Source organism: Rhodococcus sp. IEGM 1372, from assembly GCF_030056835.1.
Classification (GTDB): Bacteria; Actinomycetota; Actinomycetes; order Mycobacteriales; family Mycobacteriaceae; genus Rhodococcoides.
The window spans coordinates 29,767-47,639 of record NZ_JASHKS010000003.1; the positions used below are offsets into that span (position 1 = coordinate 29,767).

The 17,873-nt window shown below is 65.5% G+C and carries 5 protein-coding genes; all 5 read right to left on the reverse strand.

The window, feature by feature from the left end:
* Positions 1–57: 57 nt before the first annotated feature.
* From QM590_RS04825 to QM590_RS04845, 5 genes are read right to left on the reverse strand one after another with little or no spacing between them, the layout of a single operon-like run.
* Entirely contained in the window at positions 58–6,462 is a 6,405-nt protein-coding gene (locus QM590_RS04825; RefSeq protein ID WP_269594024.1) for a non-ribosomal peptide synthetase, read from the reverse strand.
* Positions 6,459–13,262: a non-ribosomal peptide synthetase gene (locus QM590_RS04830; protein ID WP_269594025.1), complete on the reverse strand. Its 6,804-nt coding sequence runs from the start codon at positions 13,260–13,262 to the stop codon at positions 6,459–6,461. The genes QM590_RS04825 and QM590_RS04830 overlap by 4 nt, the downstream gene beginning before the upstream one ends.
* Positions 13,263–13,287: 25 nt before the next feature.
* On the reverse strand, positions 13,288–15,048 hold the full coding sequence (locus QM590_RS04835; RefSeq protein WP_269594026.1) for an ABC transporter ATP-binding protein: 1,761 nt from the start codon (positions 15,046–15,048) through the stop codon (positions 13,288–13,290).
* A complete protein-coding gene (locus QM590_RS04840; RefSeq protein ID WP_411741288.1) occupies positions 15,045–16,757 on the reverse strand; it encodes an ABC transporter ATP-binding protein in 1,713 nt (570 codons plus the stop codon). The genes QM590_RS04835 and QM590_RS04840 overlap by 4 nt, the downstream gene beginning before the upstream one ends.
* A complete protein-coding gene (locus QM590_RS04845) occupies positions 16,754–17,698 on the reverse strand; it encodes a methionyl-tRNA formyltransferase (RefSeq protein WP_269594028.1) in 945 nt (314 codons plus the stop codon). The genes QM590_RS04840 and QM590_RS04845 overlap by 4 nt, the downstream gene beginning before the upstream one ends.
* Positions 17,699–17,873: the final 175 nt, after the last annotated feature.

The window sequence follows — 17,873 nt, forward strand, 5'->3', positions numbered from 1 at the left end:
CTTTGGATCGAAGACCGAGTCGCTGCCCCCACCTCGGCACACCGAGGTGGGGGTACGTCATTCGATGCGAGCCCAGATGTAGTCGGCCACTCGTTGCCCGAACACAGACCAGTTGTGCGCCTGACCTAGCTGTGTATGCTCGAGGTCGACGGAGTGCACGTGCACGGTCCCGGTGATTCTGTCCTGCCACTGGCGGTCTCGGCGACGCTGCATCTCCAGGGGCGTTCCACGAGAAGCTCCGATCAGCAGCGCGTCGCCCGCATGGCGACCGACCGTCGGGGGAATCGACAGAGCGAGGTGCCGACCGAGGGTGCGCACCAACCGCTCCTGTACCTCGGAAGCGAAGCTCGACAGCAGCGGATCTGTCTGCATGTGGCGCCGAAAATTGTTCTGCGCCTCCTCTATGCCGTTCTGGGACAGATCCTCACGTTCGGCCGTGTCTGCGCCGGCGACGTCTGCGTAGGAATCGAGCAATACCAGCGACGCCACTTCTTCGCCCCGCTCGTGCAGACGCGCCGCGATCGCGTGTGCGAGCTGCCCTCCGAAAGACCATCCGAGCAGGTGATACGGACCGTGTGGTCGGACGGCTCGGATCCGCTCGACATGGTCGTCGACCAATGCCTCGATCGACGTCAACTCGATTGCGTCGTCGCCGCTCTGCAGCGCCGGATCCTGGATGGCGTACACCGATATCGAGGGATCGAGGAACCGCAAGGCTCCGATGTAGGACCAACTGAGACCGCCGGCAGGCTGCAGACAGAACACAGCGGGATCGCCGGCTCGACGCAACTCCACCAACGGTGCGAGCATGCCGTCTCCGCCACCGTCGATGACCGCACGTGCCAGACCCGCGACTGTCGGTTGCGCGTAGATGTCGCGCACACCGAGCTCGAGATCCACCGCGCGCAGACGAGACGCCAACCGGACAGCAGCCAGTGAATGCCCACCCAACGCGAAGAAGTCGTCGTCTCTACCGATCTCGGTCACGCCCAACACGTCGCGGACCGCATCGGCGATCAACGATTCGACATCGCCTCGCGGACGGTCCACCGGCTCGGCACTCTCCGACGGTGCAGGCAGCGCCGCGACGTCGAGCTTGCCGTTGACCGTCAGCGGCAGGCTGTCGACCACCTGGACCGATGCCGGGACCATGTAGCTCGGAATCAGTTCCCGTAGCCCGTCTTTGACCGATGACGCGGTGATATCCGACGCTTCCGGGCCGTCGACGAGGACGTACGCGGCCAGTTCCGTACTGCCGGCCCGCTCGAACACGGTCACCGCGGCGCGCACGATGCCGGGGAGCCGCTGCAGCGCGTCCTGTATCTCCCCGGTCTCGACACGGTGGCCCCTGATCTTCACCTGATTGTCGGCGCGGCCGTGATAGGAGATCAACCCGTCCGGGTCGCGCGATACCAGGTCACCGGTTCGATACATTCGAGAACCGTTGTTCGCGAACGGGTTTGCCACGAAACGTTCCGCAGTCAACCCGGGCCGCGCGTCGTATCCACGCGCGAGGCCTGCACCCGACAGATAGAGCTCGCCGATGACGCCGGGTGCCGACAGCCGCAATGCGGTGTCGAGCACATGCGCGGTGGTGTTCAGAATGGGCCGACCCAGTGTCGGCGTCGATCGGTCCTGCACGTCGGCACCGAGCGCGTTGATCGTGTACTCGGTGGGCCCGTAGAGGTTGTACCCTCCCGTTCCTGGTGCGTCTCGTAGGTCGGACCACAGGCGGTCTCCGACCGCTTCGCCGCCGAGCGAGACGAACACCAGACCCGCGGAGTCGTCGTCCCGCAGGGGCCTGTTCAGGCACCGCGGGCGGGCCAACAGGCCGGCATCGACGAGATGTTCACCGTAGGTCGGTGTGACGTCGAAGGCATCGATTCTCTCCGCATCGAAGTAGTCGAGGAGAATCGCCGGATCGCGTCGCGTCTGCTCGTCGATCACGTGCACCGTGTGGCCCTCCAACAGCCAGAACAATTGCTCCCACGATGCGTCGAACGAGAACGACGTGGTGTGCGCGATCGCCAACTGTCTGTGCCCGGCCCGGGCGACGACGGGCCCGAAGATTTCCTTGCGGTGGTTGACGAACATGTTCGTCAACCCGCTGTACGGGACTGCAACCCCTTTGGGACGCCCGGTCGATCCCGACGTGTAGATGATGTAGGCAAGCTGGTCGAGTCGCCGCGCGACATCGCCGGGTGCCGGCAGTCCGTTTGCGACACCGTCGACGTCGAGTTCGATGACGGCAGCGGACTGTTCGGTCGTGATGCTCTGCAGCTGTTCCGCCAGCGTGCTTGTCGTCAGAACGACGTGCGGGCGCGATTCGCGCACGATGTACTCGATGCGGTCGACGGGCATCTCGGTATCGACCGGAACGTAGGCAGCTCCTGCGGCGAAGACACCGAACAGCGCCTCGACCATGAGCTCGGTGCGGGGGAGGAAGAGCATGACCCGCGATTCCCCGACGACACCGTTCGATCGCAGCAGCGCACCGAGATTCAGCGCGCGTGAATGCAGATCGGCAAAGCTCCACCGAACATCCCCGGCCACCAGTGCCAGGTCGTTCGGTCGGTCTGCAGCGCGTGCGGCGAACAGATCCCACACCGTGTGCTCGGGTACAGCCGAGCCGAGTGCGCCCGAGTGTTGCCGCGTCCACGCGAGCTCACGCGGAGTGAGTAGAGCGATGCTCGCCGCCGCCTCGTCCGGTGCCGCAGTCAGCGCGGCCAACGCCGCCCGATAGGTGTCGGCAATCGCTGCTGCCCGGGCATCGTCGAGAGCGTCCCGTCGATGCATCATTCGTACCCGGGCACCGGACTCCACCGGCGCGACCACCACGGTCAGTGCGTAATGCGTTGCATCACTGAGCTTCTGGTCGATCACCCGAAGTGCGCCATCGGGACCCAGACGCTCGTCGGGCGGAACGACCGGGATGTTCTGGAAGACGAACAACGTATCGAACAATCCACGGTGCCCGGCGCACTCCTCCAGGTCGGACAGCGCGAGATACGGATGGGTCAGCAGGGGACGTCGCTTGTCCTGAATACGGGCCAGATGGTCACGAACGGCGAGAGCGGGATCGATGCGCACCCGCAGCGGGACCGTGTTGAACAGCAACCCCAGAAGCTCGTCGATACCGGGGATCTCGGCCGGCCGGCCGGACACCACAGTACCGAACACCACATCGTCCTGGCCGGTGAACTTCTGCAGAGTCAGTGCCCACGCAAGTTCGTACACGATGCTCGTCGTGACGCCGGTCTGCGCAGCGAGGTCCTTCACCTCTCGGGTGAGTGAGCGATCGAGATGGAAGACCGTCTCCGCCGAACCGGCCGGATCGACCGATGCCGCGCTGCGCCGGGGAGCGAGCAGAGTCGGCCCCGGCGTGCCTGCGAGCTGGCGTCGCCACATCTGCAGGCCGGCATCACGATCACGAGTTCTCAGCCACACCACGTAGTCGTCGTACGACGCACGGTGACCCGACTCGGTACTGCCGGGTCGGGTGTACTCGTCGAGGACGGCCCGTAGGAATCTCCAGATGGACCACCCGTCGAGGACGAGATGTTCGATGGTGAACACCAGTGCACTCCGGCCCTCGGGGAGCAGCGCCACGCCCAGTCGGACGAGCGGCGGCTGCACAGGGTCGAATCCCTGTGCAGCCTCGCGCCTTTCGAAGCGTGACAGCTCCACCTGAGCCGCATCGGCGTCGAGATGTCGCAGATCCGTCGTCGCCCAGGGCATCCGAACCGTCCTCGGCACTGCGGCAACGGTGCGCTCACCGAGCTGGACGTATCCAGCACCGACCTGCGGGTGCGCGGCGAGCACGGCGTCCGCGGCACGTCGCAACAGATCCGTGTCGAGTGAGCCGGAGAGTCGCATCACCGTCTGCGACAGGTAGATCCCCTCGCCCTGTCCGCCCAGCTGCTGATGGAAGAGAAGCCCGTCCTGCAACGACGTCGTCGGGTAAATCGCTCGCAGTGGGCCGAGAATCGACTCCACTGATCGACGCTCCCGCGGGTCGAGTCCGGCCATGTCGGTACTGCGATCGACGCCGTCCGCAAACGCGCTGTCCACCACCGGATTGACTCCGGAACCCATTGCGTTCACCCTGGTCGCGACGGCCGTCGCCAGGCGTGCGGCGACGTGGGCGACGTCGATATCGGCGAGGGCGGACACCGAACACGCGCACGACCACGATCCGGTCTCGGTTCGGAGGAACCTGACGTTTATCGCGGGTTCGGTGTCACTCTGTACGAGGTGATGTCCTTCGGCACTCGAAATGTGGATGCGGACCTGCAGATCGGCAGTCGGTAGGTCGTCGAACACGCCGGGGGTGTGTTCGCTGAGGTGCGCGGCCACTCCGAAGGATGCGGCGTGCTCGGGGTCGGCATCTGCGCCGAGCAGTGTGCCCGCGTCGATCACGACGGGTAGCCCGCGGCGCAGGCAACCCACTGTTCGGGAACCGTGTTCGACGTTTCGGTCTCGGTCGGATTCGTCGACCCACACCACCATCGACTCGTGTCCGGCGACCTCCGTGATCACCTCGCGCACCGACTCGAGGACAGCCGTCCGAGTCTCGACGATGCCGGGAAGTCCGGTCGTGGTCAGTGGTGCATAACTCTCGGCACCACCACTCGCGGGTGCTGTCGGGACGGAGAAGAGGGGCGTCGCTGTTTCTCGCCGGTCGATCACATTCACGGCCGCATCCACGACGTCGAGCCACGTCTCGGCGTGGTCGACGATCGAGAGGTCCTCTGCCAGGTCCTGATCGAGGCGTGCCCATCGTGCCGAGGAGCCGACCGCCACGTCGAACATCGATCGATCACTCGTCAATGCATCGAGAACGGACGGCCATGACTCCTCGTCGACCGCCGCGTGCGTCATCTCCACTCGCAGGGCACCTTCGCCCGTCCAACCGGCTCGAAGACCCCCGTTCGCGATAGCCCCGAATTCCGCTTCTGCACTGTGGATTCGAGACCGCTCGAGAATCTCCGTTGCCGTCAGAGAAGTACGCACCGGCATGTCACCGTCGGTGTCGAGTCCGGTGGAGAGCATGTCGTGCCGAAGGTGGAGGCCGATGAGCGTTGCCTGGGCACGGCGGATCTGCCTCTCGGACAGGGGGAGTGTGCGTGACCACCGGCCGGGGCGCGGCCGAGCGGGTATCGGGATCCGTTGCGGGGCCGAGTCGTTCGGACTGGTGGCCAGTTCGGAGATCCGCCGGTTCGGATCTGCGACGGCCTGAGCTGCGATCAGTGTCATGTCGTCCAGAATCGTTCGAATGGTTCTGTCCTCGAACAGTTCCCGGCGGTAGAGGATGTCGAATCCGAGTCGACCCGATTCACCTCGTGGACCGATGGCGGCGATCAGATCGAACTTTGCCGACGCGTCGTCCGGTGGGCGGAGGACTCCGTCTACGGGCCCCAGCGACACCGGTTTCGGTCGCGTGTCCACCTCGGCGATCATCACCTGGAACAGTGGATGCACTCCCGGCGTCCTCGCGGGCCGGAGCCACTCGACGACCTCGTGGAACGGGGTGGCGCGACGGTCGACACAGTCGAGCATCGAACTCCTGGTCCGCGCGATCAATTCGGTCACGGTGGGGTCGCCGGTGAGGTCGGTGGGCAGCACGATGGTGTTGACATAGAGCCCCACCGCATCGGTCAGCGCGTCCGGTGGTCGAGTATCGACGGCCGTGCCCATCGGGATCAGGTCGCCGCCGCCGTGGGCACGCAGTGCGAGAGCAGTGACGATCTGGAGAAAGATCAGTCGGCTGATGCGGTTCGTCGTGCAGAACTTCTCGATGTCGTCGGCGAGGAACGTGGGCAGCACCGTTTCGATCATCCGCCCCGCGGTGGACGGCACCTCGCTACGGGCGTGATCGAGCGGGAGATCGACGGGCTCGACGTACGGTGCAAGAGTGGACGTCCAGAACGGTCGATCTGCCGTGACGTCGATGGAGCCTTCGTCCTGCGCATACTGCGCGTAGTCCACCGCCGACGCGGGCCAGATCGGTTCCTCGCCTCGCGCACGCGCGTCGTACGCGATCCGGATGTCTTCCAACAGGATCGGCACCGAACCGCCGTCGGCGGCGATATGGTGCACCGTCAGGACCAATCGAGACCGGTCGTAGAGATCTGCGGCGAAGGGGATCTCGGCACCGAGGTCGAATGTGCGGGGGCTGTACGGCTCACCTCGACGGTCCGCTACCTCCACTGCGGCAGCGGGTTTCAGGTGGCGCAGCACCCTGCCGTCGTCGTTCGAGTGCACACTGCGCAGCGACGCATGGCGTGTCGCCACATCTGCCAGGGCATCGGCCAGGACGTCCAGATCCGGATCCGACGTCAGATCGAGGTGGATCGGCATGGTGTACGCATGGCGGTCCGTTTCCATCTGATCGAGGAACAGCATCCGCTGCTGTGCAGTCGACGCCGGCCCGGTACGTGCGGACGCGTGGGTGTTCGTCATCGGTGAACTCCTGATGCGAGGGTGCCGAGAAAGTGTTCCGCCACTGTCGACGCGGGAAGAGTGTCCGAGAGCGCGAGGTGATGCACGGACAGTTGGGCGGACCATCCGTCGCTCTCGTGTTTTTCGACATGGATGTGGAGCAACGGGCCGGTGTCGACATCGATCCCGTTCGCGACGCTCGCCGAATTCTCTTCACCTGCAACGTGCACGACGGTCTCGAGGTTCACCGCGTCGGGATGTATCTCGAAGGCTTTCCACAACCTGCGCCGGGAGCGGTCGATGCGGATGCGCAGTGCCGGGAACGTCTCCATCAGCGCTGTTGTCGACCGGCGCACCTCCCTGTCGAGGTCTACTGCGGTCAGATCGGAGCGGACGTCGAGCTCGACCCGAACCGTCTCGATGCGGGCGTCGATGTCCAGGCCCGACTTCACCGCGGTCCTGGCGAGATCGGGCAGCGGCACAGCGACATCGGCACGCGAAACATGCTCGTGGGAGGCATCTTTCGTCGCCCCGTCGTGCACCGCGGCCTCGGCGAGTGCGGCTACCGTGCGGAGATCGAAGATCTGCATCTCGGTGATACGCCAGCCGCGTCTGCGCGCGAGGGTGACCGTGCGAATCGCACTGATGCTGTCGCCGCCGACTCGAAAGAAGTCGTCGTCGATTCCCATGTCGTCGGCCTCGAGTCCCAGGGCTTCGGCGATGGAGGCACGGATCGCGATCTCGCTGTCGGTCGTCGGTACTCGATCACTCGATGGCGAGACCTGGAATTCGATGGGGGGAAGGCCGTTGCGGTCGAGCTTGCCGCTCGAGGTCAGCGGGAGCTCGTCCAGGATTGCGATACGAGCCGGAATCCACGACGCGGGGAGGATCCGGGTGACCGTGAGGCCAATATCGTTCTCGAGCAGGGTCGTTCCGGCATCTGCGACGACGTATCCGACGAGTCGCGGCCCGGCTGCCGTGCTCTGTTGGGCCGCGGCGCTCGACCGGACGCCCGGATGGGCGCGAAGCGCGGCCTCGACCTCGGCCAATTCGATACGTTGGCCGGCCAGCTTGATCTGGCCGTCGGTGCGGCCGAGATACTCGATACTGCCGTCACGTCGTTGCCGCGCACGGTCGCCGGAGTGGTACAGGCGGGCACCGGGGACGTCGGCCCGGGGGTCGGCCACGAACCTGCTCGCGGTCAGCGCGGTCTTGTTGTGGTACCCGCGGGCCAGTTGCGTTCCCCCGAGGTAGAGATCTCCCTCGGCACCGGGCAGCACCTCGGCGAGCGTGTGATCGAGTATGCGGCAGTAGGTGTTCCACACCGGCGTGCCGATCGCGACGGACAGCCCTGCGACCGGTCCGCCCGCCGAGACGTTCTCGGCGGTCACGTCGATCGCCGCTTCGGTGGGGCCGTACAGGTTCAGCAGGGTCGCCCGCGGGAAGACGGTGGCCACCGACTGCGCATGCTGCGCTGTCAACGGCTCGCCGCTGCAGACGATCAGCCGCAGCGCACTGGCGTCGAGGACAGGGTTCGCGGGTTCGGACGTCGCCGTGGTGAGGAATTCGCCGAGCATCGAGGGAACGAAGTGGACGATGCTCACTCCGTGCGTCGTGATGAGGTCCGCCAGCCGCCGTGGATCTCGGTGGCCGCCGTCTTCCACCACGACGACCGACGTTCCGGTGACGAACGGCAGAAAGATCTCCCAGCCCGAGACGTCGAACGACGCGGGGGTCTTCTGCAGGAATACGTCCGTATCGGTGATCTCGTGATGTTCTGCGGCCCAGAGGACGCGGTTCACGATGGCCGAATGGGACACCGCGACGCCCTTCGGTCGTCCGGTCGAACCCGAGGTGTAGAGAACGTACGCCGGATGATCACCGCGCAGCGGGCGTCGGCGTTCGTTCTCGACGACCGGATGTGTAGGAAGTTCGGCCAGACGAGTGGCCACCGCTGGGTCGGCGAGGTCGATCAGGGGCACATCCGAATCGGAGAAACGTGCAGCGATATCGGCGGTGGTGACGATCGCGGCGGCGCCGGAGTCTTCGAGCAGGTAGCGAAGCCGTGATTGGGGCAGCGCTGGATCGAGTGGCACGTAGGCGGCTCCCGAGAAGGTCACGGCGAGGATCGTGACGATCAGCTCGGGTGACCGATCGAGTGCGACCGCCACGACGTCCTCGGGTCCATGACCGGAGTCGATGATCAACCGTGCCAATGCGGCCGCCTCGCCGAGGACTGTTCTCAGGTCTCGGCGACAATTTTCGAATATCAGCGCCGCGCCGTCCACCGGGGATGCGCGAGTGATGATTCGGTCGAGCGTCAGGCCGGGTTCGATGTCTCGTCGAGCGCCGGAGAGTCGCGACAGCGTGGTGTGATCCTGGGCGTCGAGCAGATCCACCGCGTCGACCTGCAGGTCCAGCGAGGCCGGCATACGCTGCAACACCGTTTCGAGTCGCCGCATCAGTGCGTCGGCGGCGTCGGTGTCGACGACGTCGGTTGCGTACTCGACAGCAAGACCGACGGCCGAATCGTTCTCGTACAGAGTGATACTCACGTCGTACTTGGCCGTACCGGTGTCGACGGGCAGCCGTTCGGTGACCAGGTCGCCGAGAGCCAGCGTGCCCCCGCCGTCCCGGTGTGGTTGGTGGACCACCATCACGCGCACCGGAGGCTGCTCGCGCAGCGCCGGCACCGCAGCCACGACCTCCTCGTACGGTGCCCTCGAATGCGCGAGCGCGTGCAGCGTCTGGTCCCTGGTACGCGCGAACACTTCTCGTAGCGTGGGGTTTCCGCGTAGATCTGCTCGCAGCAGCACGGTGTTCAGGTGGAAACCCACTTCGTCGCTCGTGTCGTCGCGGCCTGTTTGAGGGGACCTGATCGACATCGGCGACGCCGTGAGGAACTGCTCACCCGATCCGCACGCGCGCAGTGCGATCGCCGTCGCAACCTGAGTGGCCATGTACATGCTCGCCCCGCACTCGCGCGCCGTGGACCGCACGGCCGCTGCGACGTCGTCGGCAACGACGCGCCTGATCGTCCGCCCGGTCCGTGCGCCGGTATGGCGGGCAGCGCGCCAGCCCGGTACGTCCAGGACCGGCGGTAATGGAGTCAGATGTGCTCGCCACGAGGCGATCTCGGACTCGTGATCCTCCTCGAACACCGCCGTCGGGGGCGGTGCTGTGCCCAGGTCGCGCGGTGTTCGGCCGGCCTCGCGCGCAGCGTAGGCGCGCGAGAGGGTGCGCAGCAAAGCCGGCTCCGACCATTCGTCCGTCGCGATGTGATGCACGGCGAGAACGAGTGTTGCGCAGTCCTGCTCGTCGTCGTGAACGAACACGCCGGCGCGCAGCGCAATCGACTCCGAGGGATCGAATCGTTCCTGCAGGAACTGCTCGATCGCCTGCGCCACCTTCGATGACGACACGGCGTGACGTCGCAGGGCAGGGGCCGAGCGTTCGTCACTCGGGTCGAGGATCTCGACCGTCAGTGCTCCGTCGTTCTCGACGTACAACGACCGCAGAGATCGATGACGTGCGGTGACGTCGGCGAGTGCCTGTTCGAGAGCGGAGAGGTCGAGTGAACCGGCGACCCGGAACACCAGCGGTACCGTGTAAGTTCCGCCGTGTCCACTGAGTCTGTCCGCCAACCACATTCGACGCTCACCGGCGTTCATCGGCCGGGTGCGCGTGTCGATGTCGACCGTCTCGTCGATGTTCGGTTCACTGTCGGCGCACGGCGGCTGGTCCGCTGCGTCCAAGTAGGCGGACAGAGTCGCGACCGTCGGGTGATCGAACACCGCTCGCACCGATATCCGTAGGTTCAGATCCCGATTGACCCGGGTCACCAGACGCATCGCGGCCAGCGAATCTCCGCCGAGGGCAAAGAAGTCGCTGTCGGGTCCGATGGAATCCATGAGTGCCTGCGAGCCGGCTTCGCGACCGAGCAAGGCCGCGATGTGTTCGGCCAATCGCCGTTGACCGTCGGTCAGCGGGCCCGCCGGCGCACCTCCGACATCCGGGACGGGCAGGGCGCGGCGGTCGACCTTACCGTTGACGGTCGTGGGAAACGCCTCGAGCACCATCAGATGTGCGGGAATCATGTGCTGGGGCAGCAACGTCGTCAGATGCGCGAGAACACTGCGAGAAAGGTTGTCCGAGTTCGGGTTCGCGTCGTCCGTGGGGACCATGTAGCCGCACAGAACGGGTGTTGCCGCTGCGTGCACGAGCACGACGGCAGCGCGAACCTGGGGATGAGTGGCCGCGGCGGCTTCGATCTCTTCGAGTTCCACCCGCATCCCGCGGATCTTGACCTGGTTGTCCGCTCGGCCGAGGAAGTCGAGTGTTCCACCTTCCGTCCATCGAGCGCGGTCACCCGTTCGATAGGCGCGGCCGCCGGCCTCGAGGGCGAAGGGGTCTGCGACGAATCTCGCGGCAGTCATGTCCGATGCGCCGACGTAGCCGCGCCCGAGCAGGTCACCCGCCGCGTAGAGCTCGCCGCCCATGCCCACGGGGAGTGGTCGCAGGCGGTCGTCGAGCACATACAACCGGCAACCCGGATTCGGTTGTCCGATCGAGGTGGAGATTCGGTCCGATCCGGTCCCGTCGTACACCACGTGCGAGACCCCGATCGTCGCCTCGGCCGGCCCGTACCCGTGGTACAGGGTCCCGGTCATGCGAGACCGGAACCGCGAGAACAACTCCGGAGTGAGAACTTCGCCGCCGCACCAGACGTGACGAACCCCTGCCATCGCGTCGGTCCCAGCGCTGGTCTCGAGGAGCACGTCGAGCATGGAGGCGACGAGATACACGAAGGTCACGCGCTCACGGGATATCAACTCCAGCAACCGCTGCGGGTCCCGATCCTCTCCCGGTCCCGCTACGACGACGGTTCCTCCCGAGCACAGCGGGAGCAGTAGCTCGTTGATCGAAATATCGAATGCGAGTGGAGCTTTGAAGAGGCTGGCATCACCCGGGCCCACCTTCAGGATGTGCTCGATCTGCCACTTCATCCGGCTGGCGATGGCCTCGTGCCGGATCATGGCCCCTTTCGGCCGACCCGTCGAGCCCGAGGTGAAGATGACGTATGCCAGGCCGGCTCCGTGACGGACCACTCCCGACGGCGGGGTGACCGGTCGGCTCTCGTGCTCCCATCGGTCGAGGGCCACCGCTATCGACAGCACCCCCGTGTCCTCGTTCGACTCCGAGCTTCCTGGACCGCGCAATGCCACGCCGATGTTCGCGTCACGGACCACCGCAGCCCTGCGGGCCTGGGGCCATTGCGGGTCGAATGGGACGAACGCTGCTCCTGCCGCGAGAACGGCCATGACGGAGACGACCATCTCGGCGGACCGAGTCATGTCGATGGCCACACGTGCTTCCGGTCCGATTCCCGCCACCACCAACGAGTGCGCGAGTTGGCTCGAGCGGTGACTCAACTCGGCGTAGGTCAGACGGGTTGGGCCGGCAACGACGGCGGTCGCGTCACCTGTCCGCGCCGCCCACTTCTCGAACATCTGCACGACGTCTTGCTCGGCGAGGCAGTGACCGGTCTGGTTGACGTCGGTGACGAGCGTCTGCAGCTGCTGCGAGGATGCGAGGGGCAACGAGTCGATCGGAGCATCGGGTGCGGTGGTCGCGGCATCGAGAAAGACCGCCAGCGCGTGCGCATGGGCTCGGATCTCCGTCTCTGCGCCGGCACCTCGTAGTTCCATTGCCAGCCACGAACTTCGAGGGTTCGCACGGTCGATGGTGCCCTCGACCACGAACTCGAGGTCCGTCACAGGCCCGAGCCAGTTCTGACGCAGTCGCGCGCGCTCGCCTCCGAACATCGAGTCACGTTCGGCCACAAGAACATTGATTCCCGGAGCGATCAGCGCAGAGTCTCCTCGCCGCAGCCGGAGCAGCTCGGTCACCACATCGGGTGCGACCGCGGTGTGAGGTCGCATCCGCGTCAAGGTGGAATCGACGTCCGTCAGCACGTCGACGACGGTCCAGCCCTCGTGTTCGAGCACGAACGGCACGACGGTCGAGGTCATTGCGATCGGAGATTCCGCCGGGGCACGGCCGGCGATTGCCAAGCGAATGGGTTGCCGCCCTGCGGGTCTCGTCGTTGCGGCGTATGCGCCGAGGAGACCGACGAGCGTGCGGCGCGGCGACGTGCGCGAGCGATCGGTCAACGCGAGCACGCGGTCGACGAAGTTCTCCGGTAACTCGACTGCGATGTGCGACACCGTCAGTCCTGTGTGCTCGAGCAGACCCTGATCTTCGGGCAGACTCGTGACCACCGCATCCCAGTAGTCGCGGTCGTCGTTCGGTGAGGCGGTGTCGGTGCGAGGACGCGTGGATCGGTCCGTCCGAACATCGTTGTAGACGTCGGCGACCCGTTCTGTGAGTGCGGTGACCGAAAGGCCGTCGATCACGATGTGGTGGTAGGCCTGGATCCACCACAGCCGCCCGTCTTCTGCGGCGGCGACGATGTGGTGATGCATCGGGCCGGTGTCCGACGACCCGATCCTGGACCGAGCCTCGGTGACGAGGGAATCGATGTGCGTGTCCGATCCGGACGTTGCACGTGTCTCGATGCGTCCGGGCGCCGCGTCGACGATGTCGAGGTCACCGTCCGGGGACGGCGCGAATGCGCGATCGAGATGCGGCAACCCGGCGAGCGTGGCTGACACCGCACTGTGAAGACGCACGGGGTCGGTGGTCGTGGGAAGCTCGAGTCGCCACGCCAGCGAGTACGTGCCCTCGCCGGCGTCGATCTGCGCGGCGGTCCAGACGGCTCTCTGTGCGGGGGTGATTCGAGGTGCGTCGAGCATGGTCATCCGGGTCTCCTCGTCGTGGGTGCGTCTACTCGACATCTGTTCTGCCCGACCATGCCGACCAGAGACGCGCATATCGGCCGTCTGCTGTCACGAGATCGGAGTGGGTGCCGGATTCAACGACACGGCCGTGCTCGAGCACCACGACCGTGTCTGCTGCCACGGCCTGCGTCAGCCGGTGCGCCACGATCACCGTGGTCCGGCCCTCGGTCGCTGCCGATGCGGCGTCTTCGAGCAGGCGGGCTCCGCTACTGCCGGCCTCCGCGGTCGCTTCGTCGAGTATTGCGACCGGGGGATCGGACAGGATCAGTCTCGCCAGTGCGAGCTGCTGCCCTTGGGATGCACTGAGCGGATGCCCGTTCTCCCCGATGCGTGTGTCGAGGCCCTCCGGAAGAGCCCGGACCCAGTCGGCAGCTCGGACCCGAGTGAGGGCGTCCCACAGAGCGGAGTCGTCGGCATCCGCGTCCGCGAGCCTCAGATCGTCGGCGAGAGGGCCGGCACTGACGTGGACGTCCTGCGAAAGGATCGCGATGTGCCGCCTGAGTCGGTCGGTACCGAGATCACGTAACGGGATGCCGCCCAACGTGATCGAGCCGCGGTCGGGCTCGAGGGACCCTGCTGCGAGAAGCGCGGCAGTCGTCTTTCCGGCACCGGTCGAGCCGACCACTGCCACCGTACTTCCGGCGGGAACGCTGAGCGAAATGCCGTGCAGAACGTCGCCCCCGGTGGAGTAGGCGTACGTGACGTCGGATAGTTCCAACGTCGCGTCGACAGGTTCGGCGTCGATCCCTGTCGTTCGTGTCGATGCCATGTCGACCACGCCGACGAGACGATCGAGGCTGGCACCGGCGGATTGGATATCGTCGAACAGGAACAGCACGGTACCGAGCGGGTTGAACAGTCGATGGAACATCAACGTTGCAGCGGTGACTGCGCCCAGAGTCACGAGATCGCCTCTGAACAAAAAGAACCCGGTATTCAGGATGATGGTGAGACCCACCAGTTCCGCGCGGTTCTCCTTGCCGACGAAGCGAGTCAGCAGTGTGAACGTCGCGATGGAAAAGTCCCTGGCCCGTTCGGATTCCGTCTCCACGGACGCGACAGCAGTGTCTTCGCGGCGGTACGCGCGCACCGTGCGCGCGCCTTGGATGTTGCTGATGAGCGCCTGCGAACGGTCGCCCATCGCGGCCCGTTCGGCTGCGTAGAGAGGCCCGCTGCGCGGCAGATACCACCGAAGAGCGGTGACGTACAACGGTAGTGCCAAACTGCCGGCCAGCCCGAGACGCCAGTCGATGCCGTACATCGTCACGACGGACACCCCGATCAACAACACCGCGTTCACCACGGCGGGGAGTACGCCGTTGACGGCGCGGGTCACCTGGGACACGTCATCGCTGATGCGCGAGAGCACATCTCCGCGTCCCGCTCGTTCCACCGTGCGAGTGGGGAGCGCGAGAACTCGGGTCACCACCTGCTCGCGCAGCTGTGCCACCACGCCTTCGCCCAGTTTCGCCACGAGGTAAGCCATCAGCCCGGCGAACACCCCGTTGACGCCTGCGGCGATCATGACCAGAACCACCACCATCACGATCCGGCCCGGCGGCGCGCCCGCGACGACCTCGTCGACGAGCCGACCGAGAATCAGGATCGGTGCCAGAGCCGATACGGCGGAGACGACGCCGACGAACGGAGTGAGTGCAACGAGCCCTGGTCTGGCCGCGAGTTGTCCGCGTAGCCACGACCACGATCGTCCGGCGGTTGCGATGGGCAGACGGGTGTCGTCGGTCATCGCAGCACCGCCTCCGAATAGCCCTCGGCCCGTTCGAGAAGAACGGAATGGGGTGCGTCCGCCGCGATTCGCCCGTCACGTATCACCACCACCCGGTGAGCCACGGACAGCAATGCAGGACTGCTGGTCACGATGATCGTCGTTTTCGGGGTCCGTACGTTGGGCCCGTGACGAAGAGTCGCGATACCCCGAGCGATGGTGTGTTCGGTGACCGAGTCGACTGCGGTGGTCGGTTCGTGCAACACCAGTACGGGAGGCTCGGCGAACAGGGCCCGTGCCAGCGCGATGCGTTGTCGTTGTCCCCCGGACAGATTGGCGCCCCTCTCGGTCAGCCGCTGTTCGAGACCGTCGGTGTGACTGTCGACGATCTGGTCTGCGCCCGAGGCGCGAAGCGCTCCGTCGAGCTGTCGGTCGGTGTATCCGCGTCCGGCGGTGATGTTGTTCTTCACCGTGTCGGCGAACAGGTCGGAGACGTGTGGTTCGACCACGATTGCCGCTCGGACCTGCGCGAGTTCGATGTCGCGGGTGGGCGTGCCTGCGAGCAGAACCTCGCCGCTGACGTCGGCAGCCGAAACCTGCCCGGACAGAACGGCCACGATCGACTCGGCGTCCTCGGACCCGTACGCCAGGATTCCGACTGTCTCCCCAGCCGCGATGTCGAGGTCGATCTTCTGCAAGGACCGGTGCGTGACGCCGCGGAGGCCGAGATCGAGCCGCTTGCCGGTGATGTTTTGGTTGCCGTGGTGCAGAATTCGATCCGCTCCCAGTACCAGGGCGACGCGATCGGCGGACGCCCGCGCCCGCGCGATGATCGCCGGGGTGGAGGACAACACACCCAGTGGTTCGATGAGGAATTGCGCCAGACCGACGACGGCAATCAATTCTCCGACGGTGATGCGTCCGATGAGAGCGAAGTAGCCGGCAAGCCCCGCGACGGATGCAGCAACCACCGCGCTCACGCCGGTGGTGATCCCCGATTGCGTCGCCAGCGATCTCGCCGTGAGCAGTGCTGCGCCGAGGGCTTTCGCGCTCGCTTGTCGATAGCGCGTCGCCGCTACGGTTTCCGCGCCGATACCTTCGATCGACCGATGCCCGCTGACGAGGTCGGTGGCCAGCGCAGTCGCCTCGGCGACCGTTCGCTGCTGCTCGGCCGCCCGCCTGGTCACCCGCGGTGCGACGAGCTGAAGCACGGCGACGAAGATCGGGGTGCCGATGAAGATGGCGAGTCCCAACGGCACGTCGATGACCATCAACGCAATGGCCGTGGCGACGACGGCGGTGGCAGCGGCCGCGATGCGCGGGAACAGATCCAGGAACCATGCCGACTGTTCGGCGTCGGTACTGGAAATGGTCAGTAGCTCACCACCCCGCAGAGTTGTGTCCAGGCCGCGCGGATCGAGAATTCGACCGGTGACCTCCATTCGTATGCGGTGCGCCTCGTGCTGCAGAGCGACGTTGAGGAACCGCATACCGAACTGGTAAGCCGTTGTCAGACAGAGAAACAACGCTGCAAGTCCGACGATCGAGAGGACGAACCAGGGGACGTCGCCCGAGGAGATCGCCGAGTCGATGATCCACCCCAACGCGATCGGAACTGCAGTCTCGGCAAGCTGGTGGATGCAGATGAGCAGTGTTCCGATGCTCACTCTGCGCTTGTTGCGCGTCAGTGTTCGACGGATGATTTGCCCGCCTGTCACGTCGTCCTTCATGCCGTGGGCGTGAGGTAGCCGCCGCCGGTCACGAAATAGTCGAGCGCATCGACATCGTCCCCATTTTCCGTGCGCACGCGATCTATGACGAGTCCGTGGTTGGTGCCGCGGTGGGCGTCGGGGCCGGACACGATCACCATTCCCGCGCCCTCCCTGATGAATATCCGACCGGGTGTTCCGCCGTAGATACCGTCCGAGACGTGAGCGGTGATGATTCGAAGCTTTCGGCCTTTGTGGAAGGTGTAGGCGTTGGGATAAGGATCGGACATCGCACGAACCAATCTGTCCAGGTCCTCGGCGGGCCAAGTCCAGTCGATGCAGCTGTCCGACTCGTGTCGTTTGTGGAAGAACGTTCGTTTCGTCAGATCCTGCGGAGTCCATGTGGCGGTGCCGTTCTCGATACTCTCGAGTGCGTCCAGCAGTACCTCGGGGATCAAGTCGATCGTCGCCTCGACGAGATCGGTGGAGGTGTCCCTCGGTCCGATCGGAACCGCCCGTTGGGTGATGACATCGCCGGTGTCGAGTTCGCCGTCCATTCGGTGCGCCGTCAGTCCGGTCTCGGCGGCACCACTGATCAGCGCCCAGATCACCGGAGAAAATCCGGTGAAGGCGGGAAGCAGTGAGTCGTGCAGGTTGACCGTGCCGTGCGGAGGCATCGCGAAGATCTCGGGAGGCAACCAGGTCCGCCAGTTGTTCGCAACGATGATGTCCGGTGCCCACAGCTGCAGACGTTCCTCCAGCGCTTTGTCGGGACGCTTCGCCAAGTACACCTCGATGCCGTGATTGCGTGCGAGATCTTCGACGGAATCGGACCAAATGCTCTCGTACGCTTGCTCGCTGACCGGATGCGTCACTACCGCGACGACGTCGTGGCGTGAATCCACGAGCGTCTGCAACGTCTTGTGACCCCAAGTCTGGAAACCGAACAGCACTACCCGCATTGGCTCATCTCCATGTCTCTGCTCCGACGAAGTGGCACAGTGCCTCGCCTTGTACGTGGCCACCGAGGATTCACGTCGTACGCGATCGATCACCCCGAGCCGATAGTTAGGCTAGCCTACCATCAACTACAGGTTCGGGTGGGTTGGCGAAGTGGCCCCGAGCTGCAGAGACGTC